19 protein-coding genes and 4 tRNA genes are annotated in these 25,022 nt (G+C 61.1%); 14 read left to right on the forward strand and 9 right to left on the reverse strand.

The features are described from left to right. Positions 1-171 precede the first annotated feature (171 nt). The 8 genes from I6L37_RS03920 to I6L37_RS03955 all read left to right on the forward strand — a co-directional run bounded on the left by I6L37_RS03920 (position 172) and on the right by I6L37_RS03955 (position 8,216). Positions 172-1,248 carry a glycosyltransferase family 9 protein gene (locus tag I6L37_RS03920; RefSeq protein WP_216993326.1) on the forward strand — a complete coding sequence of 359 codons (1,077 nt, stop codon included), beginning with the start codon at positions 172-174 and terminating at the stop codon, positions 1,246-1,248. A 272-nt stretch (positions 1,249-1,520) separates the two neighbouring features. Next, positions 1,521-2,147, forward strand: coding sequence for a guanylate kinase (gene gmk / locus I6L37_RS03925; RefSeq protein WP_026456239.1), 627 nt, complete (start codon positions 1,521-1,523; stop codon positions 2,145-2,147). A gap of 79 nt (positions 2,148-2,226) precedes the next feature. Beyond that, on the forward strand, positions 2,227-2,502 hold the full coding sequence (gene rpoZ, locus I6L37_RS03930) for a DNA-directed RNA polymerase subunit omega (protein ID WP_026456240.1): 276 nt from the start codon (positions 2,227-2,229) through the stop codon (positions 2,500-2,502). A gap of 131 nt (positions 2,503-2,633) precedes the next feature. Beyond that, positions 2,634-4,751 carry a bifunctional GTP diphosphokinase/guanosine-3',5'-bis pyrophosphate 3'-pyrophosphohydrolase gene (gene spoT, locus I6L37_RS03935; protein WP_216993327.1) on the forward strand — a complete coding sequence of 706 codons (2,118 nt, stop codon included), beginning with the start codon at positions 2,634-2,636 and terminating at the stop codon, positions 4,749-4,751. A 131-nt stretch (positions 4,752-4,882) separates the two neighbouring features. Next, positions 4,883-5,614: a tRNA (guanosine(18)-2'-O)-methyltransferase TrmH gene (trmH, locus tag I6L37_RS03940; protein ID WP_042026804.1), complete on the forward strand. Its 732-nt coding sequence runs from the start codon at positions 4,883-4,885 to the stop codon at positions 5,612-5,614. Next, a complete protein-coding gene (locus tag I6L37_RS03945) occupies positions 5,614-6,276 on the forward strand; it encodes a CatB-related O-acetyltransferase (RefSeq protein WP_216994114.1) in 663 nt (220 codons plus the stop codon). The genes trmH and I6L37_RS03945 overlap by 1 nt, the downstream gene beginning before the upstream one ends. Continuing rightward, on the forward strand, positions 6,273-7,313 hold the full coding sequence (locus tag I6L37_RS03950; RefSeq protein ID WP_216993328.1) for an alpha/beta fold hydrolase: 1,041 nt from the start codon (positions 6,273-6,275) through the stop codon (positions 7,311-7,313). The genes I6L37_RS03945 and I6L37_RS03950 overlap by 4 nt, the downstream gene beginning before the upstream one ends. Before the next feature lie 90 nt (positions 7,314-7,403). Beyond that, positions 7,404-8,216 (forward strand): Cof-type HAD-IIB family hydrolase, encoded by an 813-nt coding sequence (locus tag I6L37_RS03955; protein WP_216994115.1) that lies wholly within the window; start codon positions 7,404-7,406, stop codon positions 8,214-8,216. Between the two features lie 48 nt (positions 8,217-8,264). Here the strand turns inward: I6L37_RS03955 and I6L37_RS03960 are convergent, their stop codons facing one another. Then, a complete protein-coding gene (locus I6L37_RS03960; protein WP_026455752.1) occupies positions 8,265-8,579 on the reverse strand; it encodes a hypothetical protein in 315 nt (104 codons plus the stop codon). A gap of 210 nt (positions 8,580-8,789) precedes the next feature. Here I6L37_RS03960 and I6L37_RS03965 point away from each other — a divergent pair, with 210 nt between their 5' ends. Beyond that, complete coding sequence (locus I6L37_RS03965; protein ID WP_216993329.1) at positions 8,790-10,433, forward strand: methyl-accepting chemotaxis protein; 1,644 nt, start codon at positions 8,790-8,792, stop codon at positions 10,431-10,433. A 4-nt stretch (positions 10,434-10,437) separates the two neighbouring features. Here the strand turns inward: I6L37_RS03965 and I6L37_RS03970 are convergent, their stop codons facing one another. Genes I6L37_RS03970 through I6L37_RS03980 form a run of 3 tightly spaced genes read right to left on the reverse strand, consistent with a single transcriptional unit; the run spans position 10,438 to position 15,408 of the window. After that, positions 10,438-11,715 (reverse strand): sigma-54 dependent transcriptional regulator, encoded by a 1,278-nt coding sequence (locus I6L37_RS03970; RefSeq protein ID WP_216993330.1) that lies wholly within the window; start codon positions 11,713-11,715, stop codon positions 10,438-10,440. Continuing rightward, positions 11,699-14,152, reverse strand: coding sequence for an ATP-binding protein (locus tag I6L37_RS03975; RefSeq protein ID WP_216993331.1), 2,454 nt, complete (start codon positions 14,150-14,152; stop codon positions 11,699-11,701). Before I6L37_RS03975 ends, I6L37_RS03970 begins: the two co-directional genes overlap by 17 nt. Next, positions 14,149-15,408 (reverse strand): ABC transporter substrate-binding protein, encoded by a 1,260-nt coding sequence (locus tag I6L37_RS03980; RefSeq protein ID WP_216993332.1) that lies wholly within the window; start codon positions 15,406-15,408, stop codon positions 14,149-14,151. Before I6L37_RS03980 ends, I6L37_RS03975 begins: the two co-directional genes overlap by 4 nt. A gap of 314 nt (positions 15,409-15,722) precedes the next feature. Between I6L37_RS03980 and I6L37_RS03985 the strand changes: the two genes are divergently transcribed. Both I6L37_RS03985 and pyk read left to right on the forward strand, forming a co-directional pair. After that, positions 15,723-17,060 (forward strand): MFS transporter, encoded by a 1,338-nt coding sequence (locus I6L37_RS03985; protein WP_026455756.1) that lies wholly within the window; start codon positions 15,723-15,725, stop codon positions 17,058-17,060. 66 nt (positions 17,061-17,126) lie between these two features. Beyond that, positions 17,127-18,617 carry a pyruvate kinase gene (gene pyk / locus I6L37_RS03990; RefSeq protein ID WP_216993333.1) on the forward strand — a complete coding sequence of 497 codons (1,491 nt, stop codon included), beginning with the start codon at positions 17,127-17,129 and terminating at the stop codon, positions 18,615-18,617. Between the two features lie 30 nt (positions 18,618-18,647). On the opposite strand, the gene I6L37_RS03995 is transcribed toward pyk, so the two are convergent. The 5 genes from I6L37_RS03995 to I6L37_RS04015 all read right to left on the reverse strand — a co-directional run bounded on the left by I6L37_RS03995 (position 18,648) and on the right by I6L37_RS04015 (position 19,796). Next, on the reverse strand, positions 18,648-19,157 hold the full coding sequence (locus I6L37_RS03995; protein WP_216993334.1) for a ricin-type beta-trefoil lectin domain protein: 510 nt from the start codon (positions 19,155-19,157) through the stop codon (positions 18,648-18,650). A 179-nt stretch (positions 19,158-19,336) separates the two neighbouring features. Further along, positions 19,337-19,413: transfer RNA gene (locus I6L37_RS04000), tRNA-Pro, on the reverse strand. 73 nt (positions 19,414-19,486) lie between these two features. Further along, a tRNA-Leu gene (locus tag I6L37_RS04005) sits at positions 19,487-19,572 on the reverse strand. Between the two features lie 20 nt (positions 19,573-19,592). Continuing rightward, positions 19,593-19,668: transfer RNA gene (locus I6L37_RS04010), tRNA-His, on the reverse strand. 51 nt (positions 19,669-19,719) lie between these two features. Next, positions 19,720-19,796: transfer RNA gene (locus I6L37_RS04015), tRNA-Arg, on the reverse strand. A gap of 251 nt (positions 19,797-20,047) precedes the next feature. Between I6L37_RS04015 and I6L37_RS04020 the strand changes: the two genes are divergently transcribed. The 3 genes from I6L37_RS04020 to I6L37_RS04030 are packed head-to-tail and all read left to right on the forward strand — an operon-like array spanning position 20,048 to position 24,882. After that, a complete protein-coding gene (locus tag I6L37_RS04020) occupies positions 20,048-20,656 on the forward strand; it encodes a TetR/AcrR family transcriptional regulator (protein ID WP_216993335.1) in 609 nt (202 codons plus the stop codon). Continuing rightward, on the forward strand, positions 20,653-21,786 hold the full coding sequence (locus I6L37_RS04025) for an efflux RND transporter periplasmic adaptor subunit (RefSeq protein WP_216993336.1): 1,134 nt from the start codon (positions 20,653-20,655) through the stop codon (positions 21,784-21,786). Before I6L37_RS04020 ends, I6L37_RS04025 begins: the two co-directional genes overlap by 4 nt. A gap of 15 nt (positions 21,787-21,801) precedes the next feature. Next, positions 21,802-24,882, forward strand: coding sequence for a multidrug efflux RND transporter permease subunit (locus tag I6L37_RS04030; protein ID WP_042026819.1), 3,081 nt, complete (start codon positions 21,802-21,804; stop codon positions 24,880-24,882). Positions 24,883-25,022: the final 140 nt, after the last annotated feature.

Below are 25,022 nucleotides of genomic sequence, written 5' to 3' on the forward strand. Positions count from 1 at the left end.
TGAGGCGGTCGTGGCAACCGCCTGCAATATGGTCAATATCCTGTGCCGGCACAGGTCAGCCACAACCGGGAGGTCATGGCGAAACCGGGCTGGCGATTGCGCGCAATTTTACAATCCACAGGGGAGTTTGCATAATGCCATCCACCCTTTTTGCCAGCCGTGCCGCACATCATGCCGCTATTTCAAACGCCTCCCTTCTCCATCTGCATCCTGCGGCTCTCCGCCATCGGCGATTGTTGCCACGCGCTGGCACTGGTTCGCGTTATTCAACGGGAGTGGCCGCAGACCCGCATCACCTGGATCACCGGCAAAATCGAGGCCACCCTGTTCGCCGATCTGCCCGGGGTGGAGGTCATTGCCTTCGACAAGAGCAAGGGTTGGCGTGGCTATCGCGATCTGTGGCGCACCCTCAAGGGGCGCAAGTTCGATGCCCTGCTGCACCTGCAGGCCGCCATGCGAGCCAGCATTGCCACCCTCGGCATCAAGGCAAACATCAAACTCGGTTTCGACAAGGAGCGGGCCAACGACGGCCAGTGGCTGTTCACCAATCACAGGGTACCCTCGCCTGCCTCTCCCCATGTGCTGGACGGCTTTCTCGCCTTCGCCAGGGAACTAGGCATCCGGGATCTGACGCCGGATTGGCAGTTGCCCATCAGCGCCGAACACCAGGCCTGGGCCCGGGAGAAGATTGGTGGCAAGCCGACCCTGCTCATCTGCGCCGCCGCCAGCAAGCCGTTCAAGAACTGGACCGCCGCAGGCTATGCTGCGCTGGCGGATCACGCGGCAGGCAAGGGATTTCAGGTCTATTTGTGCGGCGGACCGGCCAAACTGGAGCGGGATCTGGCCGCCGACATCCAACGGCTGAGCCACAGCAAGCCGGTGGATCTGGTGGGTCAGACCAACCTCAAACAGCTACTGGCACTGATTGGTGAGGCCAGCCTGGTGCTGGCCCCGGATACCGGCCCCGCCCACATGGCCACCCTGGTGGGCACGCCGGTGATCGGTCTCTATGCCCACCACAACCCGGATCGCACCGGCCCCTATCTGTGCCGCGATTATGTGGTCAGCGTCTATCAGGAGCTGGTCGAGCAGGAGACCGGCAAGCCGCTAGCCGAACTGGGTTGGCGCACCCGCCTCAAGGATCCGGATGCCATGGGCAAGATCAGCAGCGAGCGGGTCATTGCCGCCTTTGACAAGCTGTGTGCCGATAAACATCTGCTCGGGCAATTCGAAAATCCCGAGCAATAAGGCAGGGATAACCTGATGGCCCCGTCCCAATAGCCACGGCAAAATGGCAACCAATGTGGGTTACGCTCCCGCAGCAAGCTACGAATCCTTTGATCGGCTGGAATATGATTCCGGCCGTTTTTTTATTCGCCGCCTTCTGTTAAAGTTTGCCGCCTTTACATCCCCCTGATTCTGAATTTTTCCGCGTTTTGCGTTGGGCTGTCTCCCTTTCGGGCACAAGACGGCGGCCTCTGCTACAACCAAAAACACGGTTATCGATTAAAGGTAATAACATGGCGCAACAAGGCACTCTCTATATCATCTCCTCCCCGAGCGGTGCGGGTAAATCCAGCCTGCTCAATGCCTTGCTGACTCACCATAACGCGGCTGGCAAGATGCAGCTGTCGGTCTCCCACACCACTCGTGCCACCCGCCCCGGTGAAGAAAATGGCGTTCACTACCATTTCGTCCCGGTGGAAGAGTTCAAGGCGCTGATCGAGCGCGGTGATTTTCTGGAGTGGGCCGAAGTGTTCGGCAACTACTACGGCACCTCTCGCGCCGCCATCGAGGCCTGCCTGGCCCAGGGCATCGATGTCTTCCTCGATATCGACTGGCAGGGTGCCCGCCAGATCCGTGAACTGATGCCGACCAAATCCATCTTCATCCTGCCTCCCAGCCGTGAAGAGCTGGAACGCCGCCTGATTGGCCGCGGCCAGGACAGCGCCGAGGTGATCAAGGGCCGGATGGAGAAAGCCATTGCCGAAATGGTGCACTATGACGAATATGACTATGTCATTATCAATGAAGACTTTGAGCTGGCACTGTTCCAGCTGAGGGCCATTATTGAGTGCCAACGGCTGGAAATGCGTCAGCAACAGCAGGCACAACAAAACTTGCTGCAACAGTTACTGGCAGAGTAAGCCAAAAACGAGTAAACTTTTGCGTCATTTTTAAACACCGCTTTTCTAAACACAGAAAGCCCACATACTGGAGTCCTGCATGGCACGCGTTACTGTAGAAGATGCTGTAAAACAGGTTGGTAACCGTTTTGACCTGGTGCTGGTCGCCGCACGCCGCGCCCGTCAAATCGCGGTTCAAGGCAAAGATCCCCTGGTTGAAGAAGAGAACGACAAGCCGACCGTGATCGCCCTGCGTGAGATCGAGCTGGGTCTGGTAAACAACCAGGTGATGGACACCCAGGACCGTTACGAGCAGCAAGAGCAGGAAGCCGCTGAGCTGGCTGCCGTTGCTGCCATCGCCGAAGGCCGCGGTTAAGTCATTCTTTCGGTTGGCACCCGCCCGGGTGCCGACTGTTCATCCCCATTTACAACCGCTCCAAAACCTCGCAAACTCAGGGCTATACCCTCGATTCCACGAATTGCCGTTTCACCGCAGCGGGGACTGTCTTGTATTTATTTGAAAATCTTAAAGAAATAGCCAGTTCCTACCTGCCGGCAGAGCAGGTCGAGAAGCTCAGGCAAGCCTATGTGGTGGCCCGTGATGCTCACCAGGGTCAGCTGCGTTCCAGCGGTGAACCCTATATCACCCACCCGGTCGCCGTGGCCCGCATCCTGGGCGACATGCGCCTCGATCATGAAACCCTGATGGCCGCCGTGCTGCACGACGTCATCGAAGATACCCCCGTCACCAAGGACGACCTGGCCGAGCAGTTTGGCGACGCCGTGGCCGAACTGGTTTCCGGCGTATCCAAGCTCGACAAGCTGAAGTTTCGCGATCGCAAGGAGGCCCAGGCCGAGAACTTTCGCAAGATGGTGATGGCCATGACCCAGGATATCCGGGTCATCCTGATCAAGCTCGCCGACCGCACCCACAACATGCGCACCCTGGGCCCCCTTCGCCCGGACAAGCGCCGCCGCATCGCCCGCGAGACCCTCGAGATCTTCGCCCCCATCGCCAACCGCCTCGGTATCCACACCATGAAGAACGAGCTGGAAGAGCTGGGCTTCGAGGCGCTCTATCCGATGCGCTCTCGGGTGCTGCGCGAATCGGTGCGCCGTGCCCGCGGCAATCGCCGCGAGATCATCGACTCCATCCAGAGCGAAATCAGTGGTCGGTTGCGGGAGGCGGGTATCGAGGCCCAGGTGAGCGGCCGCGAGAAGAACCTCTTCTCCATCTACAACAAGATGGAAAAGAAGGAGCTGCAGTTTCATGAGGTGATGGATATCTACGCCTTCCGGGTCAAGGTGAAGGATATCGACACCTGTTACCGGGTACTCGGCCAGATGCACAGCCTCTACAAGCCGCGCCCCGGTCGCTTCAAGGATTACATCGCCATCCCCAAGACCAACGGCTACCAGTCCCTGCACACCTCCCTGGTGGGGCCACACGGGGTGCCGGTGGAGGTGCAGATCCGCACCGAATTCATGGACCAGATGGCCGACAAGGGGGTTGCCGCCCACTGGGCCTACAAGCAGGATGGTGACAGCTCGGGCACCACGGCCCAGATCCGCGCCCAGCGTTGGATGCAGAGTCTGCTCGAGTTGCAACAGAGCGCCGGCAGCTCTTTTGAATTCATCGAGGGGGTCAAGACCGACCTGTTCCCGGACGAAATCTATGTCTTCACCCCGGAAGGGCGCATCATGGAGCTTCCTGCCGGCGCCACCCCGGTGGATTTCGCCTACACGGTACACACCGACATCGGTCACGCCTGCGTCGGCTCCCGGGTCGACCGCCATCCCTATCCGCTGAGCAGCCCGCTGCACTCGGGCCAGACGGTGGAAATCATCACGGCCCCCGGCGCCCGCCCGAACGCGGCCTGGCTCAACTTCGTGGTGACCACCAAGGCGCGCTCCAAGATCCGCCAGTTCCTCAAGAACCTGCGCACCGAAGAGTCGGTGGTGCTGGGCCGTCGCCTGCTCAACCATGCGCTGGGCGCCAAGAACATCGAAGACATCCCCGAGCCACGCATCAAGCAGGTGCTGGCCGATACCAAGCACGAGAACCTGCAGGGCCTGCTGGCCGACGTGGGTCTTGGCAACGCCATGAGCGTCATGGTGGCGCGCCGCATGCTGGGTGACGAACTGCCGCCGGAAGATCAACCCAAGTCCAGCAGCAAGAAGATGCCGATCAAGGGTGCCGACGGCATGCTGGTCACCTTCGCCAACTGCTGCCGCCCGATCCCCGGCGATGCCATCATCGCCCATATCAGCCCGGGCAAGGGGCTGGTGATCCACCAGGAAGCCTGCCGCAACATCAAGGGCTACAGCAAGGAACCGGACAAGTACCTGCCGGTCCAGTGGGAAGTGGACAAGGAGCAGGAACAGGAGTTCCGCACCGGCATCAGCATCGAGATCATCAACCATCAGGGTGCCCTGGCCGAGCTGGCCAACGTGATCGCCGCCACCGGCGCCAACATCCACGCCATCAGCACCGAAGAGAAGGATGGCCGGGTTTATCAGGTCAGCTTGCTCATCACCACCAAGAGCCGTATCCACCTGGCCAACATCATGCGCAAGATCCGCGTGATGCCCAACGTGCTCAAGGTGAGCCGGCAGAAGAACTGAACACAGGCGGCGCAAGCCGCCTGCTGTTTTTACAAAGACAATGGAATGGCCCACTGCGCTGCCAGCGCGCCACCGGCATGCCAGCCCGATATGACCATCTGCAGCACCAGCCTCATCGCATAGAAACTGATATGACACCTGAACGCTTTAAACGGATTTCCGACATGCTGGCCCAGCGTCAGCTCGATTTGACCGTCTGCATGGAAGAGGTGCACAAGCCTCACAATCTGGCCGCCATCGTGCGCACCGCCGATGCCATCGGCATCCACCGGGTACACGCCGTCTGGCCCAAGACCTGGATCCACAAGCGCAAGGGCACCGCCCGCGGCAGCCAGAACTGGGTGGACGTGAAGCTGCACCCGGACATCGGCAGCGCAGTGGCCGAGCTCAAAGCCAGCGGCATGCAGATCCTGGCGACCCACCTCTCCGACAGCTCGGTGGATTTTCGCGCCATTGACTACACCAAACCCACCGCCATCCTGGTGGGCCAGGAGAAGCACGGCATCGGCGAAGAGGCGCTGGCCCTGGCCGATCACCATATCGTCATCCCCATGGTGGGCATGGTGCAGTCTCTCAACGTCTCGGTGGCGGCCGCCGCCATTCTCTACGAAGCCCAACGCCAGCGCGAGCTGGCCGGCTGCTATCAACGCGGCTGCCCGCTCAGCCTGGAAGAGCAGAACAGCATACTGTTCGAGGGGGGTTACCCCGTCTATGCCCAACTCTGCAAAGAGAAAGAGATGCCCTATCCCCAGCTCGGCCCGGCCGGCGAGATCCTGGCGGACGAGCGCTGGTGGCAGCAGATGCAGCTGACCCGCAAGGGCTGGGCCGCCCAGCAGGAAGAGGATGAATGGCAGGAGCAATGATGGAAAATCCATTCGGTAGCTGGCTGGAATCCCAGGTCATACGGGATCACCTGACCAACCCCAATATCGAGGCCGGGGAGTACAGCTACTACTCCGGTTACTACCACGGCAAGCCGTTCGAAGATCACTGTGTGCGCTACCTGCTTGGCGATGGGTCGACCCGCGCCACCTGGGAGAGCGGCATCTGGGGCGAGGTGGATCGCCTCATCATCGGCAAGTTCTGCTCCATCGGCTCGGGGGCCACCTTCTTGCTGGCGGGCAACCAGGGTCATCGCATGGAGTGGGTGTCCACCTTCCCGTTCGATCCGGGCACCTTTGGTGAGGGGGTTCGCAACGGCTTCCAGCGCAAGGGCGACACCCGGGTTGGCAACGACGTCTGGATCGGCTCCGAGGCGATGATCATGCCGGGCATCACCATAGGGGATGGCGCCGTCATCGCCACCCGCGCCGTGGTCACCCGGGATGTTGCCCCCTACACCATAGTCGGCGGCAACCCGGCCCAGCCTATCCGCCGCCGCTTCGACGAGGAGCAGATCGCCATGCTGCAAGCCATGCAGTGGTGGGACTGGCCACTGCCCCGTTTGCAGGCCGCCATGCCTCTGATCTGCTCGAGCGACATAGCGGCGCTCTACCACCATTGGCGAGAGGAGCTTGCCCGATGACATATTTCTCTCTTCCCTTGCTGGCCCTGACCCTGTTTTCTGCCGGAGTCCTTGCCGTGAACAACCCCTATCAGCTGACCACCGAAGCCGACGTACCCACCCTCTATCAACAGACCCTGCCCGCCTTCTGGCGCGAGCATGCGGTGGAAGGGGAGTTCAAGGGCAAGGACGGGATCAGCATCCGCTATGCGGCCCTGCGTCAACCCAAGGTCGATCGCGCCATCCTCATCGTCAACGGCCGGGTCGAGAGCTACCTCAAGTATCAGGAGCTGACCTGGGATCTGTGGCGCCAGGGCTACAGCCTCTACCTCATCGACCACCGTGGTCAGGGAATGTCGGATCGCATGCTGAGCGATCGGGAGAAGGGATATGTCGACCAGTTCGACGATTATGTGGTCGATCTCAAGCAGTTTCATGATGAGGTGATCCTGGCGGACAAGCCCGCCAAGCTGTTTCTGCTGGCCCACTCCATGGGCGGCGCCATCTCGGCCCGCTATCTGGAACGCTGGCCGAATGACATCAAGGCCGCCGTGCTCTCCTCCCCCATGATGGGCATCAACCTCGGCGGCCTGCCCAAGTGGCTGGCCAAGGGGCTGGCAGCCACCATGGGTACCGTCGGTGGCTGGTTTGGCGAGGCCCCTTACGGCCCGGGCCAGGGCCCCTATCAGGATCAGGGCTTCGCCGACAACGAGCTGACCCACAGCACGGCGCGCTATCAGGCCTTCCGCCAGATCTACGAGCAGCATCCCAAGGTCAAGCTGGGCGGGGCCACCGCCCACTGGATCCATCAGGGCATTACCGGGGCGGATGCGGCGATCGCCGATGCCGGCGCCATCAAGACGCCGCTGCTGCTGCTGCAGGCCGGTGAGGACAGCGTGGTGGACAACGCCGCCCAGGAGGCCTTCTGCACCAAGGCCAAGTGTGAAGGGAGCAAGCCACTACGCATCGAAGGGGCCTGGCACGAGCTCTTCATCGAGGCGGATCCACAGCGCCAGGCCGCACTCAATGCGACCCTGGCCTTCTTCGCGCGCTACTAAAACTGGTTATTTTTTGGATCCCAAAAGAAATGGGGTGACACACGACGCTGGGGTACACTGCGCCAGCGTTCAATAGATGGCGAGGTAATGATGTTCAAGGTAGTTGTATCCGATCTCGATGGCACCCTGCTCAACAAGCAGCACCAGATCTCCCCCCGCACCCGTGACACCCTGCACCGCCTGGTGGAGCAGGGCGTGAAGTTCGTGGTGGCCACCGGCCGGCACCATGTGGATGTGCGCAGCATCCGCGATACCCTGGGGCTGGACATCTACCTCATCACCTCCAATGGCGCCGTCGTCCACGACAAGCAGGATCAGCTGGTCTACAACCAGGCGCTGCCGGATACGGTAGCGGCAGAGCTGATCGCGCTGGAGCGGGATCCCTCCATCCACCTCAATGTCTACTATGGCGACGAGTGGCTGGTGGAAGAGGAGCTGCCCTGGCTGCTGCAATTCCACCACGACTCCGGCTTCACCTACCGCCTGACCGATCTGGCCAACCATCCGATGGACAAGATCAACAAGGTGTTCTACATCGGCGAGCACGAGAAGCTGCTGAAGATCGAAGCGCTCCTGAATCAGCAATATGGTGATCGACTCAACGTCACCTTCTCCCTGCCGGATTGTCTCGAGGTGATGCACGCCGGGGTTCACAAGGGCAACGCCGTGCGCGCCGTGCTGGAACAGCACGGGCTGGAGATGTCTCAGGCCGTGGCCTTCGGCGATGGCATGAACGACTTCGAGATGCTGAGCATGGTGGGCCGTGGCGTGGTGATGGGCAACGCCCATGACCGTCTCAAGCTGGCATTGGCGAATCACGAGCAGACCCTGAGCTCCGATGAAGATGGCGTCGCCGTCTATCTGGAGCAGCTGTTCGCCCTCGAGAAGGTCAACGCGGCCTGATCCCTTAGCCATGGATACCACACCGGGTGGTATCCATGGGCTCGCCTGTCAACGCTCGAAGCTGTGACCGCACCCCTGGCAGCGGTATTGCCGGGAGATCTGGCGATCCAGGGTGCGGCCAAGCCACAATCCCGCCCCACCGCCGGTCGCCCCACCCAACAGGGCGCCGCCCAGCGCACCGGCGATGGCGCCGAGCGGCACACCAATTCCCCCCAGAGCGGCCCCCATGCCAGCTCCCACCTTGGCGAAACTGGCTGCACAGGCAAAGCCGCCTGCGGCGCCGAATCCCATGGCACAGGCCCGCCCCACCCGTTCATCCAATGCCTTATCAACCCCCTCTTTCAGACACCTCGGACATCTCATGATGCACCCCCTTGGCCGGCAGAATTGAATTCCCTGTTCATTCCCTGAACAGTTTCGCTCTTATCGGCATTGGCTGCACTCGATTATGTGCCGGTAATAACTCAATTTTTTCCTGATCCCACCCGATAGCGTGACCCTCGTATGAACCCCAGGCACATCCGAAGCCCGATAATGGAACGTCATTCATCTCCCCTTGCGAGACTCACCGTCATGACACTTCTCAATCGCTTGTCCCTCACGACCAAAACCCGTCTGCCCGTGGTGATTGTGCTGACCATCATGTCCAGCGTGGTCGCCGTCGCCTACACCAGTTTCACCGAGCAGCAGCGGGTCAACCGCACTGTCGTCGAGCAGATACTGCCGGTGCAAAATTCACTGGAAGATGCCTATCGCGATCTCTATCAGGTCATTGCCGCAGGTCAGGGGCTCATCGTGGGTGGCCTCACCACCGACAACGTGGCGCACCAGAAGGCGGAGTTTCTTGATAATGGCAACAAGGCGAGAGACAGGATGAGCCAGGTGCAGACCCTGATCGATGCGGGCCTCATCGGCAAGCAGCACCAGGCCACGCTGGACCTGATGCTGGGAGAATTTGACGACTGGCTCGCCCACTATCAGGCCGTCTTTGCCGATCCCCACGAGAGCAGCCATCTGCTCTCCAGCCAGTTCCAGGCCTCGCAGCAGCAGTTCACCTCCATCCGTCAGCAGCTCAACCAGCTCAAGGATGCCATCGAGCAGTCCCAGCAGGCGCTCAGACTGGAGGTTCAGGATTCGAGCCAGCACGCCCAGCAGGTCCTGAGCCTGGGCACCCTGATCGCCATTGCGCTGGCCCTGATGCTCACCTGGGTTATCACCCGACTCACCCTCAAGCCCCTCAACCAGATGCAGCAGGCCCTTGAGGATATTGCCCAGGGCGAAGGTGATCTTACCCGTCGTATCACCATCACCTCCCGCGACGAGATTGGCACCCTCGGCGCCACCTTCAATCGCTTCATCGATCAGGTGCACAGGATCGTCAGCGACGTCAGCCAGACCGCCAGCACGGTGCAATCGGCATCACGCCAACTGTACTCCCTGATGGAGGGGATGGTGACCAACGCCGAGGAGCAGCAGCGCCAGAGCGATCAGATTGCCGCCGCCGTAGAGGAACAGAGTGCCACCAGCGCCCTCATGGTGGCGCACGCCAGCCAGACCGAGAACGCCTCGGCCGAGGCGGCCAGCCAGGTACAGAGCGCCACGACGGATCTGATGAATACTGTCGCGGCGATGGAGGCACTGGCGCGGGACATTCACGTGTCGGAGCAGGGGATCCAGCGGCTGGAGCAGGATGTCGGGCACATCTCTTCCGTGCTGGAGGTGATCCGCGGCATCGCCGATCAGACCAACCTGCTGGCACTCAACGCCGCCATCGAAGCGGCCCGGGCCGGAGAGCAGGGGCGCGGTTTCGCTGTGGTGGCCGACGAGGTGCGCACCCTGGCCAGCAAGACTCAACATAGCACGGGTGAAATCCAGCAGATGATCGAGCGGTTGCAGCAGGGCAGCCAGGAGGCGGTGCAGAAGATGGGGGCCAGCAGCCACAGCGGCACCCAGGCTGTCGCCCAGGCCCACCAGACCCGGGAGAGCCTGGGTCAAATGACCCATGCGATCACCATCATCAACGAGATGAACGGCCAGATAAGGGACGCCGCCCATGAACAGAGCGGTGTCAGCACCGAAATCAACCACAACCTGAGCGTCGTCGCGGGCAATGGTCGCGCCATGCTGGAGAATCTGGAGAGCATTCGCCAGACCTGTGGCCAGCTGGAGTCTCAGAGCCGGCAACTGGCCACCCGGGTGCAGCAATTCAAGCTCTGAGGGGTCAGCCGGCGGGCTTGAACTGCTCCTTGTCGAGATTGTGCTTCTTCATGCGCAGATAGAGCTTCTTGCGCGGGATGCCGAGGTACTGGGCTGCCTCGGTCACCCGGCCGGAGAACAGGAACAGGGTATCCTCGATCACTCGCCGCTCAAACTCCTCCACCAGATCGTCCAGCGGCTCCTTGGCATTGGCGAGCGGCATGGCCCGCTCTACCCCGGCCAGCTTGACGATACCCACCGCATAGAGCTCGGCCACGTTGCGAAGCTCCCTCAGGTTGCCTGGCCACTGGTGGCGCTTGAGGGTCTCCAGATAGGCGCGATCCACCGCCGGCACCGGCTTGCCAATCCGCTTGCACCCCTGGCGCAGGAAGGCGCGAAACAGGGGTATGATGTCGCAGCTGCGCTCCACCAGACGGGGCAGTTTGAGCCGCACCTGGGAGAGGAAGTAGTAGAGCTCGGGCATCAGTTGCTGCTGCTCCACCAGCCCTTCCGGTGACTCCTCGAACAACGCTATGGTGCGCAGCGACTTGCCCCCTCTGCGCTCCTGCTCCAGCAGATGGTTGCCGAGCCAGCGCTGGCACTCGGCCGTCAGCCTGGCCGGCGATTGCAGTACCAGAGTCCCCTGTTCGGCCTGCGCCAGGCTCTCCTGCACTTCGGCCAGCGAACTTGCCGATGCGCAGTCGTGCAGGTGAAAGGCCTGCTCCCGGCGGGCACTGATCTTGTGCAGCAGCAGCGCCAGGGTGTGGCGTCCCGAGCCGGCCGGCCCCTCCAGCATCAGATCCTTGTCGGTCTGCGCCAGCTGGTTGATCTGGTTGCGGATGGCGACGATCTGTGGGCTGGTGCCGATCAGCTCGTCGTCGATCGTCTCCTGGATCTCGTTGCGTCGCGCCAGCACCTCGCTGCGCTGCTTGCAAGCCCGCTCCAGCAGTCCCAGCAGGGCCTGCGGGTTGAGCGGTTTCTCCAGGAAGTCGAATGCCCCCTGCTTCACCGCCTTCACCGCCAGGGGGATGTCGCCATGGCCGGTGATCATGATGACCGGGATCTCGGCATCTATCTCGTGAACCCGGGTCAACAGCTCCATGCCATTCATGGCGGGCATGTAAATATCGGAGACCACCACACCGGGCCACTGGCTGGCCAGCAGGTCCAGCGCCTCGTGGGGGGAGGTGGTCGCCTTGGGTTGATAGCCGGAAAGCCTCAGCAGGTGACAATAGGACTCCAGCACGTCCTCATCGTCATCCACCAGCAACACGTTGGCCGGGCGGCTACGGGGTAACAACATCGACTGACTTCTCCTCATTCAAATACGCTTTGGATTCGGCGCCCTCCTGCGACCGGGCCGACGGGGGCTCGCCAAACTCCAGGATCACCATGGCCCCTCCCCCTAAGGCAGAGCCCAGCAAGATCCCGGCATCACAGCGGGCCAGCAGGGAGCGACAGATGGTCAGCCCCAGGCCCAGCCCCACCTCCTTGGAAGTGGTGAAGGGGGTAAACAGCCTGGGCAGTATGGCCTCGCCAAAACCGGCGCCGCTGTCGGCGATCCCGATCTTCAGCTGGCTGCCATTCTGCTCCAGCAGCAACAGACGGATTTCGCGAATATCCCGCCCAGCGATGGCATCCATGCCGTTGACCAGCAGATTGACCAGCACCTGCTCCACCAGCACGGGATCGGCCTCGATCCAGAGCCCGGCGGGCAGCTCATTTTTCAGGGTACAACCCTCCCGCTTGGCCCGGGTCTCCAGTAGCAGGAGCGCCTGATCCGCCAGCTCCCCGAGATCGAGCCGAACCCGGGTCTCCTCGGTCGGTGACTTGCGGGCAAAGTTGCGCAGGGCATTGATGATGCGGCTCATCCGCTGGCCCAGCATTTCTATCTTGCCGAGATCCTTGTCCAGCAGCTGGAACTCTCCGGCTCCGAGGGCGGTACGGCTGGTGTAAAGATACGTCATCATGGCCGACAGGGGCTGGTTGAGCTCGTGAGCCAGGCTGGTCATCGCCTGCCCCACCACCGCCATCTTGGCCGCCTGGATCAGCTCATCCTGGGTCTGCAGCAGGTTGCGCTGGGCCTGCTGGCGCTGCACTACCTCCGCCGCCAGCAGGCGGTTGTTCTCGGTCAGCTCGCGGGTGCGCTCCTCCACCAGCTGACCCAGCTCCCTGGCGGTCAGCTCCTGGCGGGTCACGTCCGTGACCGTGATGATGAAGCGATAACCGCGTCCCTGCTCGAAGCGGCGCAGGTTGAAGTGCAGGAAGCGCGGCTCGTCGTGGGGACCGGTGGCAACGGTGCATTCACTGTGACCCAACCGGTGCAGCGGCTGATCAGGCTCAAACTGGCTGGCCAACACGGCGCCGGCCTCCTCGGGGAAGACTTGCCACAACGGCAGATCCGGGCTGATGGTTGCCTGCCGGAACAGGGTCAAGGCGCTCGGGTTGACCGATTCTATGGTGCCGTCCGGATAACAGGTGATGAGGCAGGCCTGGGTGTTGTTGATGAGGTTCAGGGCGTTGGAGCGCTCCATCTGCTGCAGCTGCTGGCAGAAGTGGCGCAGGTTCTCCCCCAGCTGGCCAATCTCGTCCCGTCCGCTGGTCTGGATCGGCACATCCATCTTGCCGGCCGCCACCCGGGCCAGATCCTGGCCCAGCACATCGAGCCGCCCGATCAGCCGCCGCCCGATCAGCACCACCAGCACGAAGATGCTGAGCAGGATGGCGAGGGCCAGCACCACCAGGATCACCAGCTTGCCGGTCGCTACCATCTGGCTGCTGTTGTTGCCGAGCACGTGGAGAGAGCGGTTCGCCTCGCTCACCGTCTGGCTGACCTTCCGGTGATAACGCGAGACGGCATCATCCAGCTTGGGACGCAAGGCCATCAGCCGCTGATGGGTCAGGGCATCGGCTTGCAACAACCGGTGCAGCTGGCCATTCGGTTTCACCAGGGTGACGATATCCTGCAGGATCTGGCGATAGCTGACGGTAGAGGGGTACTCGGCCAGCCGGGAAGTCAGTTCGTCCATCTCGTCGATCTTGTACCCGATGAACAGGAAGGCGCTCTCCAGATCCTGCTGGTAGCGCTGGTCGATCACCTCATTGACCAGCGCCTGCAGCTCGTTCTCCTTGAAGGTGAGATCCTGCAGGGCGGAGAACTCCTTGATGACGTTGCCAAATTCACTCATGTCGTCGGAACTGTTCACCATGCTGGTCAGGTGCCACTCCACCTCCTGCAGCAGGGGAGCCACATCATCCACCAGATCCTGATGCAGCCAGTTGCTGCGCTTTTGCAACTGCTGCAGGGTTTCGGCATGGACGATTTGCTGCTTCAGGTAGCGGGCGTGATCCGCCACCAGAGCGCTCAGCTCCTCGAACGCCCGCTGCTGGGAGAGCGCCTCGTCATCATCCTGCGACCCCAGCAGGTAGGCATTCTGGATATCCTGCAGTGTGGTGGAGACCGAGAGGGAGAGCCGCTTGTACTGCACCGGGTCCCGGGTATCCCGCAACTGCGCCAGCAGCAACAGCAGACGGGAACTGGCCCGCTCCAGCTGGTAGGCGCTGCCGATGGCGGGCAGGCTCTCCCTGACGATCAGGTTGACCTGCTGCCCCAGCCGGTCCCACACCATGTAGGCCGCCATCCCCATGATCCCGGTCAGGGTCGTGATGGCCAGAAAGGCGAGGATCAGCCGCCGTCCCAGGCTACTCGGCAGACGCAGGCTGCGTCCCAGGCGACTCATGGCTTGCTGGCCTGTTCGACCAGCCGCTGCGCTTCGTTCAGCCGCGCCTCCGTCGTCTGGCGCCACTGGTGCATCACGCGCTCGGCCTGGGGGTTGCTCTGATCCCGCTCGTACATGCCGTCAAACAGCGCCAGCAGCGCCGGATCCCTGGCCTCCTGCTCGCTTAGCGGCGGCGTACTCGCCAGCACCTTCGCCTGCTCGACCAGCTTGATCCGTTCGGGATCGTTTCGACTTTCCGCCCCGTTGATCCCCCGCCAGGTCATCTTCAGTTTGGGCAACTGCTGGGTGATGGTCTGTTCGAACAGGGCCTTGAGCAGACCCGCCCGCCGGTAGAGCAGCGCCTTGTCGGTCACGTAATGGGTCTGCCTGGCCAACTCGGGCTGACTCAGGGTCGCCTTGGCCATGCCGGGGGTGCCGATGATCGCCTGCCCCTTGTCGGAAAGCAGGTACTGGATGAACAGGGCACCGTTCTGCGGATTGTCCGTGCTGCGGGGTACCCCGAGGTAAGTCGGCAGGATCACCGAATCCGCCATGGTGCTGAAGCCGATGTGCTTGAAGAGTGCCTGGCTGTTGAGGGCATAGCTGTCGATCACCGGGCCGGCCCCCGCCAGACCGCGGGCGATACCGTCACTCACCCCGAAGCTGCGCGCCGTGATGGCGGACAGGTTGCTGCCAAGGCGCATCAGCAAGGCCCAGCCCCGATCCCAGCCATATTGTTGCAGTATGCTCTCCACCATCATGTGGGTGGTGCCGGACTGGGAGGGAGAACTCATCATGACGTGGCCCATGAACACCGGCGACGCCAGCTGCTGCCAGCTGCCGGGTTGTGGCAATTGATATTTGGCCAGATAGTGACGGTTATACATGATGCCGCTGCTGGAATATCCCACCACCGCCACCTTGTTGCTTAATCCCAGGGTATGGGGACTCAACCAGTCCGGTGGAATGGTGGCCGTTGGCAAGGGAGCCAGTAAACCTTCTTTATCGAGGGTGTTAAAAAATGTCGGTGACGATGACATGATAATATCGACCGACGGCGCCTCTGCCTCCGTTAATAAGCGCAAAGAGGGGATGGTTCGCCGATAAATAACCTCGACCCGGATCCCGGGATATTGCTGAACGAATCCGTCTATTACCGATTTGACCGGCGTCTCCGAAAAAGAGGTGAGCACGGTCAGTGACCCGGCCTGAGGGGCGCCAAAGGGCAACAAAATAGCCACCAGACTCACAGGCAGCAGTCGAAAAAATAGAGACATGGGGGTCGTTCTGCTCACTATCAAAAACGGATTATGTGCGGTACATCTAATAATTGGTAGTTCACATTATTTTTATTAGAGAGGGGATGAGCCAATTCTGACTCATATCTCTCTGGTGATATGACTATTGTTATTCATCGCTTATCAATAGGACAGTCAGAATATGCCATTTCTGACTCATGGTTTTCCCTTGCTCGAGTCATAAGTGACTCATTTCCGACTTTTTGCCGCCTTAATTTCTCCCTTCATATCATGGCATCCGTGATCAGAGCTTCCTCTGAAACCATGCTGCCAAAATAGAAACGGAGAACACCATGTTCAACTTCTTCAAGACGCGAGCAGACCTACCGGTCATGGATGCCTCGCCAGATAAAATTCGCTCGATTTACCGCAAGTACCAATGGCAGGTCTTCCTGGGCCTGGTACTCGGTTACGCCATGTTCTACGTAGTTCGTATGAGCCTTAACGTAGTCAAGAAGCCCATGCTGGACTCCGGCGTGGTCACTCTGGAAGAGCTGGGCGTCATCGGTTCTGCCTTCCTGTTTACCTACGCCGTCGGCAAGTTCTCCAACGGCTTCCTGTCCGACTACGCCAACATCGGCCGCTTCATGTCGGTGGCCCTGGGCCTGTCGTCCATCTGTACCATCCTGATGGGCATGAACACCGCCACCTTCTTCCTGGTCCTGATGTGGGGTCTGAACGGCTGGTTCCAGTCCGTCGGCTCAGCGCCGTCCTGCGTCTCCATCTTCCAGTGGTTCTCGCCCAAGCAGCGGGGCTCCGTCTACTCGGTCTGGGGCGGCTCGCGCAACATAGGTGAAGGCATCTCCTGGATCCTGACCGCGACCATCGTCAGCTACTTCGGCTGGAAAGCCGGCTTCATCGGCGCCGGTATCGCCTCCCTGATCGCCGCCCTGTGCATGTACCTGGTGCTGAAGGATCGCCCGCAGACCTACGGCCTGCCGGAACCTGCCGTTGCCTTTGGTGAAGAGCCGGAGATCTCCAAGAAAGTGGAGCCGGCCGAAATTCGCCGTGCCCAGCTGTTCGTGCTCAAGCAGCCCACCGTGTGGCTCATCGCCGCCGCCTGTGCCTGCATGTACATGTCCCGCTACGCCATGAGCTCCTGGGCCGTGCTCTATCTGCAGGAGCAGAAGGGCTACAGCCTGATCGATGCCGGCTTCGCCATGTCGGCCTACCCCATCGCCGGTTTCCTCGGTGCCATCCTGGCCGGGATCATCTCTGACAAGGTGTTCAACGCCAACCGCCACATCCCGACCCTGCTGTACGGATTGGCCAACATCGCCGGTATGTGCCTGATGTTCTGGGGCCCGCAGAGCCGCATGATGGATGCCGTCGCCCTCGCCCTGATCGGTTATGCCATCGGTGGTCTGGTGGTGTTCCTGGCCGGTCTGACCGCCTGTGACCTGATGCCCAAGACTGCGGTCGGTGCGGTGAAAGGCTTCATCGGCCTGTGCTCCTACATCGCCGCCTCCATTCAGGAACTGGTCTCCTCCGCGCTGATCAAGACCGACGTGATCGACGGCGTGACCCGCTACGACTTCAGCAACGCCCAATACTTCTGGCTGGGTGCCTCCGTGGTCTCCATGCTGCTCGCCATGACGGTGTGGAACGCCAAGAAAGTCGTCAACTACTGATATTTGCCCATAAAAAGGGTGGTCCGGTGACCACCCTTTTTCACGTCGTCGCAACAGGAGTAACCCATGCGCAAGACCAAAATTGTTGCCACTCTGGGCCCCGCCAGCTCATCGGAAGCCATGGTGGAGAAGCTGATCCTGGCGGGAGCCAACGTCTTTCGGCTGAACTTTTCCCACGGCACCGCGGAGCAGCATCTGGCACTGGCCACGCGGATCCGCGCCACCGCCGCCCGCCTCAACACCCATGTCGGCATTCTGGCCGACCTGCAAGGCCCCAAGATCCGCATCGCCTGCTTCGCCGATGACAGCATCCGGCTGCAGATCGGTGATTCCTTCGTGATCGATGCCGGCCTCGGCAGCCATCAGGGCGACCAATATCGGGTCGGTACCGACTACCCGGCGCTGGTCCATGAAGTGCAGGCAGGCAACACCCTGCTGCTGGACGATGGCCGCATCCAGCTGCATGTCGAACGAGTGGAAGGGGAACAGGTCGTGACCCGCGTGCTGGTGGGCGGCATCCTCTCCAACCGCAAGGGCATCAACGTACTGGGTGGTGGCCTGAGCGCCCCGGCCCTGACCACCAAGGACAAGGAAGACATCCTTACCGCGCGCCAGCTGGAAGCTGATTTCGTGGCCGTCTCCTTCCCCCGCAGCGCCGCTGACCTCGAAGAGGCAAGAACCCTCATCCGCGCCACCGGCAGCAAGGCAGCCATCGTCGCCAAGGTGGAACGGGCCGAGGTAGTGGCATCCGTCGAAGCCATGGACGAGATCATCCAGGCTTCCGACATCATCATGGTCGCCCGTGGCGATCTGGGGGTGGAGATCGGGGATGCCCGCCTGCCGGGGGTACAGAAGAAGCTGATCAAGCGCTGCCGCGCCCTGGGTCGCCCCGTCATCACCGCCACCCAGATGATGGAGTCCATGATCGGCAACCCCATGCCGACCCGCGCCGAGGTGCTGGACGTGGCCAATGCGGTCATGGATGGTACCGATGCCGTGATGCTGTCGGCCGAATCGGCGGCGGGACTCTACCCGGTCGAGGCGGTCGAGGCCATGGCGCGCATCGCGCTGGGTGCCGAGCAGGAGATGGAACCCGTACAGCCACGCTGGCGCCGGGAGAGCAGCCAGGCCGACCACTCGGGCCGCTGCATGGCGCTGGCCGCCATGACCTCCGCCTTCAGTCAGGATCGCTCCTGCGGCATCGCCGTGTTGACCAATCAGGGAGAGGCGGTGATCGCTATCTCGCGCGGGGGTCTTCACAACCCGATCTGGGCCCTGTCGGACAATCCGCAGCTGCTCAACCAGATGACCATACTGCGCGGGGTCACACCGATTTTCTTTCAGGAAAATGCTCCCCAGCCCCATCACGAGCACCTGATCTCGGCCCTGCAACAGGCCGATCAGCTGGATGGCATCCACTCCCTGCTGATTAGCCGCCTCGACTCCCTTGAGGGGGCTGGCCATGAGGATGTCTGCCGTCTGGTCTCCCTGAGCGGCGTCGCCCATCAACCCGTACCGGCGGCCCCCGCCACGGTCGCTGTCAGCCACTCACACTGAGTTCAAGTCACCCCGAATGGACGAAAAGCCTCAACGGATGAGGCTTTTCAACTCCAGCTGCTCCAGCAGACTCTCTTCACGCTTCCACTCGAAACTCTGGTTGGCCCCGCCAAAGCACTCCGCCAAGCGCAGCGGGGTACCCGGCTTGTGGCGACGTCCCGCCACATCCAGGCAGAGCGCGGCCTGCCGGTTGAACAGGCGATCCCCCTGCCACTGCCACTGATAGCTCGTCTCCTGGCACTCGGCCACGGCCAGTTCGCTCCGGCCGCTGGCGACCAGACAGCCCCGGGCCAACTCCAGCGCACCGGCATCCCAGCTGAACTGCTGATTGGCGCTCTCGTCACAGGGTTGGGTAAACAGCTGCTGGCCACTCAGGGTCACGCAGAAGCCTGCACTGGTCACCAAAGCAGATGTGATATCGGTGCGCTGCATAGGTGCAGAGCCCATCAGGAGATCGTCTGGCGTGGGCTTGTACGAACAGCCGCTGATCACCACGACAACCAGCGCCAGCATACTGACGCGAATGGAATTAGGGTGCATATGAGATATCTGCCTGAAATGTGATCCATGATGCCCGCTTGCTGCGGATCTGCGCCCAGCATACGCGAAGCCGGGTTGGGAGGAACCAGCAAAAATGTAAACAGACGTGACGGGGAAACGGCAGGAAATGGCGACGCCGGAAAGCAAAAAACCTCGCCGAAGCGAGGTTTTTCTGAAATTGGTCGGTGATAAAGGATTCGAACCTTTGACCCTCTGGTCCCAAACCAGATGCGCTACCGGGCTGCGCTAATCACCGAGACTATTTTTAAAAATAGTGTTTTTCAAAAAACAAAGACGACCAAAAGGTCATCCTCGTTATACAGCAAGTATGGTGCGAAGAGAGGGACTCGAACCCTCACACCCGGGGGGCACTAACACCTGAAGCTAGCGCGTCTACCAATTCCGCCACCTTCGCGTACCTGTCAAGCTGTAAAATGGGGTGGCTGATGGGGCTCGAACCCACGACAACCGGAATCACAATCCGGGACTCTACCAACTGAGCTACAGCCACCACAGCTGTTTTCGTTCCACAACACCGCCCGTTTAACCGGCGCACTTTTGATGGTGCGCCCGACAGGATTCGAACCTGTGACCTCTGCCTCCGGAGGGCAGCGCTCTATCCAGCTGAGCTACGGGCGCTACGCTGTCGAACGGGGCACGATATTAATGATGGGGGGCATGCTTGTCTACACTTTTTTTCTTTTGCTGAATCAACCGTTGTTTTTTCAAACACATTGAGCACTTTTTTAGCGTCTGTGACGAGATATTCCACCGGGCTGGGATATTTTTCGGCTTCAATCCCCGTGTAGCCAATACGAATCGGTTTGCTACCTTGACTTGGTTTAAGGCCCATCTAGAATGAATGAACGTTCATTCACAAGGTGATGCCGATGAGTCAGGATAAAAACCAGGACAAAAAAGAGAGCATCTTCAACGCAGCCCATGAAGTGCTGGGTGAACGGGGTTTTCACGGCCTGTCGATCGCCGAGGTAGCCAAAAAAGCCAATGTGGCGACCGGCACCATCTACCGCTACTTCAGCGACAAGGATGACCTGATCCGGCAACTGTATCAGCACACCATATTGCAGTGCGTCCCCATGGTGATGGCCGATGTGGATGTTGAAAAGGTTTCATTTGAGCAGCTTCAAAAGATATGGCGAAATATCCACGCCATCTTTGTCAACGACCCCAACGCCATCAAATGCAAATTGCAGTATGAAAGCTCTCCTTTGGGAGCCGCGCTGGAAACCGAGCCGGTCATGCTGGCTGCATGGGGGCCACTGGACAGTTTTTTTGCCCGGGGCGTTGAGCAGAAGCTGTTTGTGGATTTACCCATACGGGCACTGCAGGTGTTGAGCCTGGATTGTGTCATGCATCTGGCCCTGCAATGCAGGGTTCACCACTTTACGCTGACCGAGGTGCAGTTGGAGACTGCCATTCGTGCCAGCTGGAATGCCATTTTATCCCCCCACATTTCCACCTCAGGAGCCTGTTCATGAAAAAATGGATGGCCATTATGTTGCTGATCGCAATTGCCCTGTTTGGCAGCGTGATCGGCTTCAATGTGTTCAAGCAGAAGATGATTGCCGACTATCTGGCCAACCGGCCGGAGCCCGAGTTCCCGGTAACCGCCATGGTCACCAAGGCACAGGACTGGGTGCCCACCATCGAAGCCATCGGCTTCATCGAGCCCAATCAGGGGGTCACCCTCTCCACCGAGCTGGCGGGCACCATAGATGCCATCAGCTTCGAATCGGGCAAGCCGGTCAAGGCAGACCAGCTGCTGCTGAGCCTGGACTCCAGTGTGGAAAAAGCCAATCTGCGCGCCTCCCAGGCCAAGCTGCCGGCTGCGAAGGCCAAGTTCGATCGTTTCCAGAACCTCTACAAGACCAGCTCCATCTCCAAGGAGCAGCTGGACGAGGCCGAAGCAGCCTATCGCTCGCTGGAGGCCGACATCGAGAGCCTGAAGGCCACCATAGCCCGGCGCGAGGTGCGTGCCCCCTTCAGCGGCATGGTCGGCCTGCGCAACGTCTTCCTCGGCCAGTATCTGCAACCGGGCACAGATATCGTGCGGCTGGAAGATACCAGCGTGATGCGCCTGCGCTTCACCGTGCCCCAGACTGACATCTCCAAGATCACCCTGGGCCAGCCCATCGAAATCAAGGTGGATGCCTACCCCCAGACCCGGTTTGATGGCCATATCTCCGCCATCGAGCCCGCCGTCAACTTCCAGAGCGGCCTGATCCAGATCCAGGCGGACATCCCGAACAACGATGACCAGCTGCGCTCCGGCATGTTTGCCCGCGCCAGCATCATTCTGCCCACGGTGAAAGATCAGATCGTGATCCCGCAGACCGCCATCTCCTTCACCCTCTACGGTCAGAACATCTACGTGATCAAAGAGAGCGAGGAGACCGACAAGGATGGCAACAAGGTGAAGGTCAAGCGAGCCAAGCAGGTGGTGGTCAAGGCGGGCGAGCGTCGCGGCAACGACGTGCACGTGCTCTCCGGCATCCAGGCTGGCGACGAAATCGTGCTCTCCGGCCAGGTACGCCTGAGCAACGACACCAGGGTGCGCGTGGTCCAAAACGATGCCCTGGCCGTCCCGGCACAAACCCCGATGCTGTAAGCGCGGAGATCAGCGATGCGATTTACTGACATTTTCATCAAACGGCCTGTGCTGGCGATCTCGCTCAGCTTTCTGATCGCCCTGCTGGGCTTTCAGGCCATCTTCAAGATGCAGGTACGGGAATACCCCGAGGTGACCAATACGGTGATCACCGTCAGCACCAGCTACTATGGCGCCGGTGCCGACCTGATCCAGGGGTTCATTACCCAGCCGCTCGAACAGGCGGTCGCGCAAGCCGACAACATCGACTTCATGACCTCCTCCAGCCAGCTGGGCAGCTCCACCATCACCGCCTACATGAAGCTCAACACCGACCCTAACGCCGCGCTGTCCGACATCCTGGCCAAGGTCAACTCGGTGCGCTCCCAGTTGCCGAAAGAGGCGGAAGACCCCTCGGTCACCTCCTCCACCGGCTCCACCACGGCAGTGCTCTACCTCGGCTTCACCAGCCCGGAGCTCAACTCCAGCCAGATCACCGACTATCTGGAGCGGGTCATCAAGCCGCAACTGTTTACCGTGGGGGGCGTCTCCAAGGTGGATCTGTATGGCGGCGTCGAGTTTGCCCTGCGGGTGTGGCTGGATCCGGCCAAGATGGCGGCTTTCAACCTGACCGCCAGCGACGTGATGACTGTGCTCAACAGCAACAACTATCAGTCAGCCACCGGCCAGGCCACCGGCTACTTCACCCTGTTCAACGGCAATGCCGAGACCCAGGTGAGCGATACGGACGAGCTCAAGCGGCTGGTGGTTGCGACCCGCGACAGCAAGGTGATCCGCCTCTCCGACATCGCCAAGGTGACCCTGGAGAAGAGCCACGACATCTACCGCGCCAGCGCCAACGGCCGCGAGGCCGTGGTCATGGCGGTCAACGCCGCCCCGACCGCCAACCCCATCAACATCGCCCACGATGTGCTGGAGCTGCTGCCGAGCCTGAAGCGCAACATGCCGAGCACCCTGCAGGCCGACGTGCTGTATGACTCCACCATCGCCATCAACGAATCCATCAGCGAGGTGATCAAGACCATCCTCGAGGCGGCCGCCATCGTACTGGTGGTGATCACCCTGTTCCTCGGTTCGTTCCGGGCAGTCATCATCCCCATCATCACCATCCCCCTGAGTCTCATCGGCGTGGTGATGGTGATGGACATGTTCGGTTTCTCCATCAACCTGATGACCCTGCTGGCCATGGTGCTGGCCATCGGCCTGGTGGTGGACGATGCCATCGTGGTGCTGGAAAACGTGGATCGCCACATCAAGGAGGGTGAGGAGCCGTTCCGTGCCGCCATCATAGGTACCCGCGAGATCGCCGTGCCCGTCATTGCCATGACGGTCACCCTGGCGGCCGTGTATGCGCCGATCGCCCTGATGGGGGGCATTACCGGCTCCCTGTTCAAGGAGTTTGCCCTGACCCTGGCTGGCGCCGTGTTCGTCTCGGGCATCATAGCCCTGACCCTGTCACCCATGATGTGTGCCAAGATGCTCAAGGCCAACGAGCAGCCGGGCAAGTTCGAGAGCAAGGTGCACCACCTGCTCGACCGCATGACCGACCGTTACGACAGCATGCTGCACGCCGTGATGCAAAAGCGTCTCGTGGTGGTGGTATTCGCCGTCATCGTGTTCGCCAGCCTGCCTCTGCTGTTCAAGTTCATCCCGAGCGAGCTGGCCCCATCGGAGGACAAGGGGGTCATGGCGGTGCTGGGCACGGCGCCTTCCAACGCCAACCTGGACTACATCGAAAACACCATGGCGGACGTGAACAAGATCCTGGACGACCAGCCGGAGATCGCCTTCTCCCAGGTCTTCTCCGGGGTGTTCAACTCCAATCAGGCGTTCGGTATCGCCTCCATGGTGCCCTGGAGCCAGCGTGAAGCAAGCCAGAAAGAGGTGCTGGACCGGGTCGCCGGCCTGGTGAAGGACATCCCCGGCATGGCCATTACCACCTTCCAGTTCCCGGAACTGCCGGGTGCCTCCAGCGGCCTGCCGATCCAGTTCGTCATCACCACGCCGAACAGCTTCGAGAGCCTGTTCCTGATCGCCGGCGAGATGCTGGCGGCGACCCAGGCCAACGGCCAGTTCGTTTATTCGGATCTCGATCTGAACTACGACTCAGCCACCATGAAGATCCGCATCGACAAGGACAAGGCCGGCGCTTACGGCATTACCATGCAGGACATCGGCATCACCATGGGCACCATGATGGCGGATGGCTACGTCAACCGGATCGACCTGGATGGCCGCTCCTATGAGGTGATCCCGCAGGTCGAGCGCAAATATCGTCTCAACCCCGAGTCCATCAAGGGGTATTACGTGCGCGCCGCCGATGGCAAGTCGATCCCGCTCGGCAGCCTCATCAGCATCGAAGTGGTCGGTGAGCCCCGCGCCCTGCCCCACTTCAACCAGTTGAACTCGGCCACCATAGGTGCCGTACCCGCTCCGGGCGTCGCCATGGGGGATGCGATCAACTGGTTCAAGGCCACCGCCGAAGAGAAGCTGCCCCAGGGTTACCGCTACGACTTCATGGGGGAAGCCCGCCAGTTCGTGACCGAGGGCAACGCGCTCTACGCCACCTTCGCCCTGGCCCTGGCCATCATCTTCCTGGTGCTGGCGATCCAGTTCGAATCGGTCCGCGACCCGCTGGTGATCATGGTGTCGGTGCCGCTCGCCATCAGCGGAGCCCTGATCGCCCTGGCATGGGGACTGGCCACCATGAACATCTACTCCCAGGTGGGCCTCATCACGCTCGTGGGTCTGATTACCAAGCACGGCATTCTGATCTGCGAAGTGGCGAAGGAGCAGCAGCTGCTGCGCGGCGTGAACCGGATGGAGGCCGTGATGCAGGCCGCCAAGGTGCGTCTGCGTCCGATCCTGATGACCACGGCCGCCATGATTGCGGGCCTGATCCCGCTGCTCTACGCCACCGGCGCAGGGGCGGCCCAGCGCTTCAGCATCGGCATCGTGATCGTGGCGGGGCTGGCCATCGGTACCCTGTTCACCCTGTTCGTGCTGCCGGTGATCTACACCTTCCTGGCTTCCACCCACAAGCCGCTGCCGGTATTCGACGAGACCATTCCGCCCAAGGCCAACGGCGGACACTGATCGCGTCCATCACCAAGAGGTCCGCCGTGGCCTCCTGCAACAAAATACCCCGCCAGAAGCGGGGTGTTTTTTTATCAAGGCTTGGGTAAGGCCACGCCGTAGTTCATGAGTAGCGGCGGTCAACTAACGGGAAAGGCCCC

The sequence above is a fragment of the Aeromonas sp. FDAARGOS 1407 genome (assembly GCF_019048725.1).
Taxonomy (GTDB): Bacteria; Pseudomonadota; Gammaproteobacteria; order Enterobacterales; family Aeromonadaceae; genus Aeromonas; species Aeromonas enteropelogenes.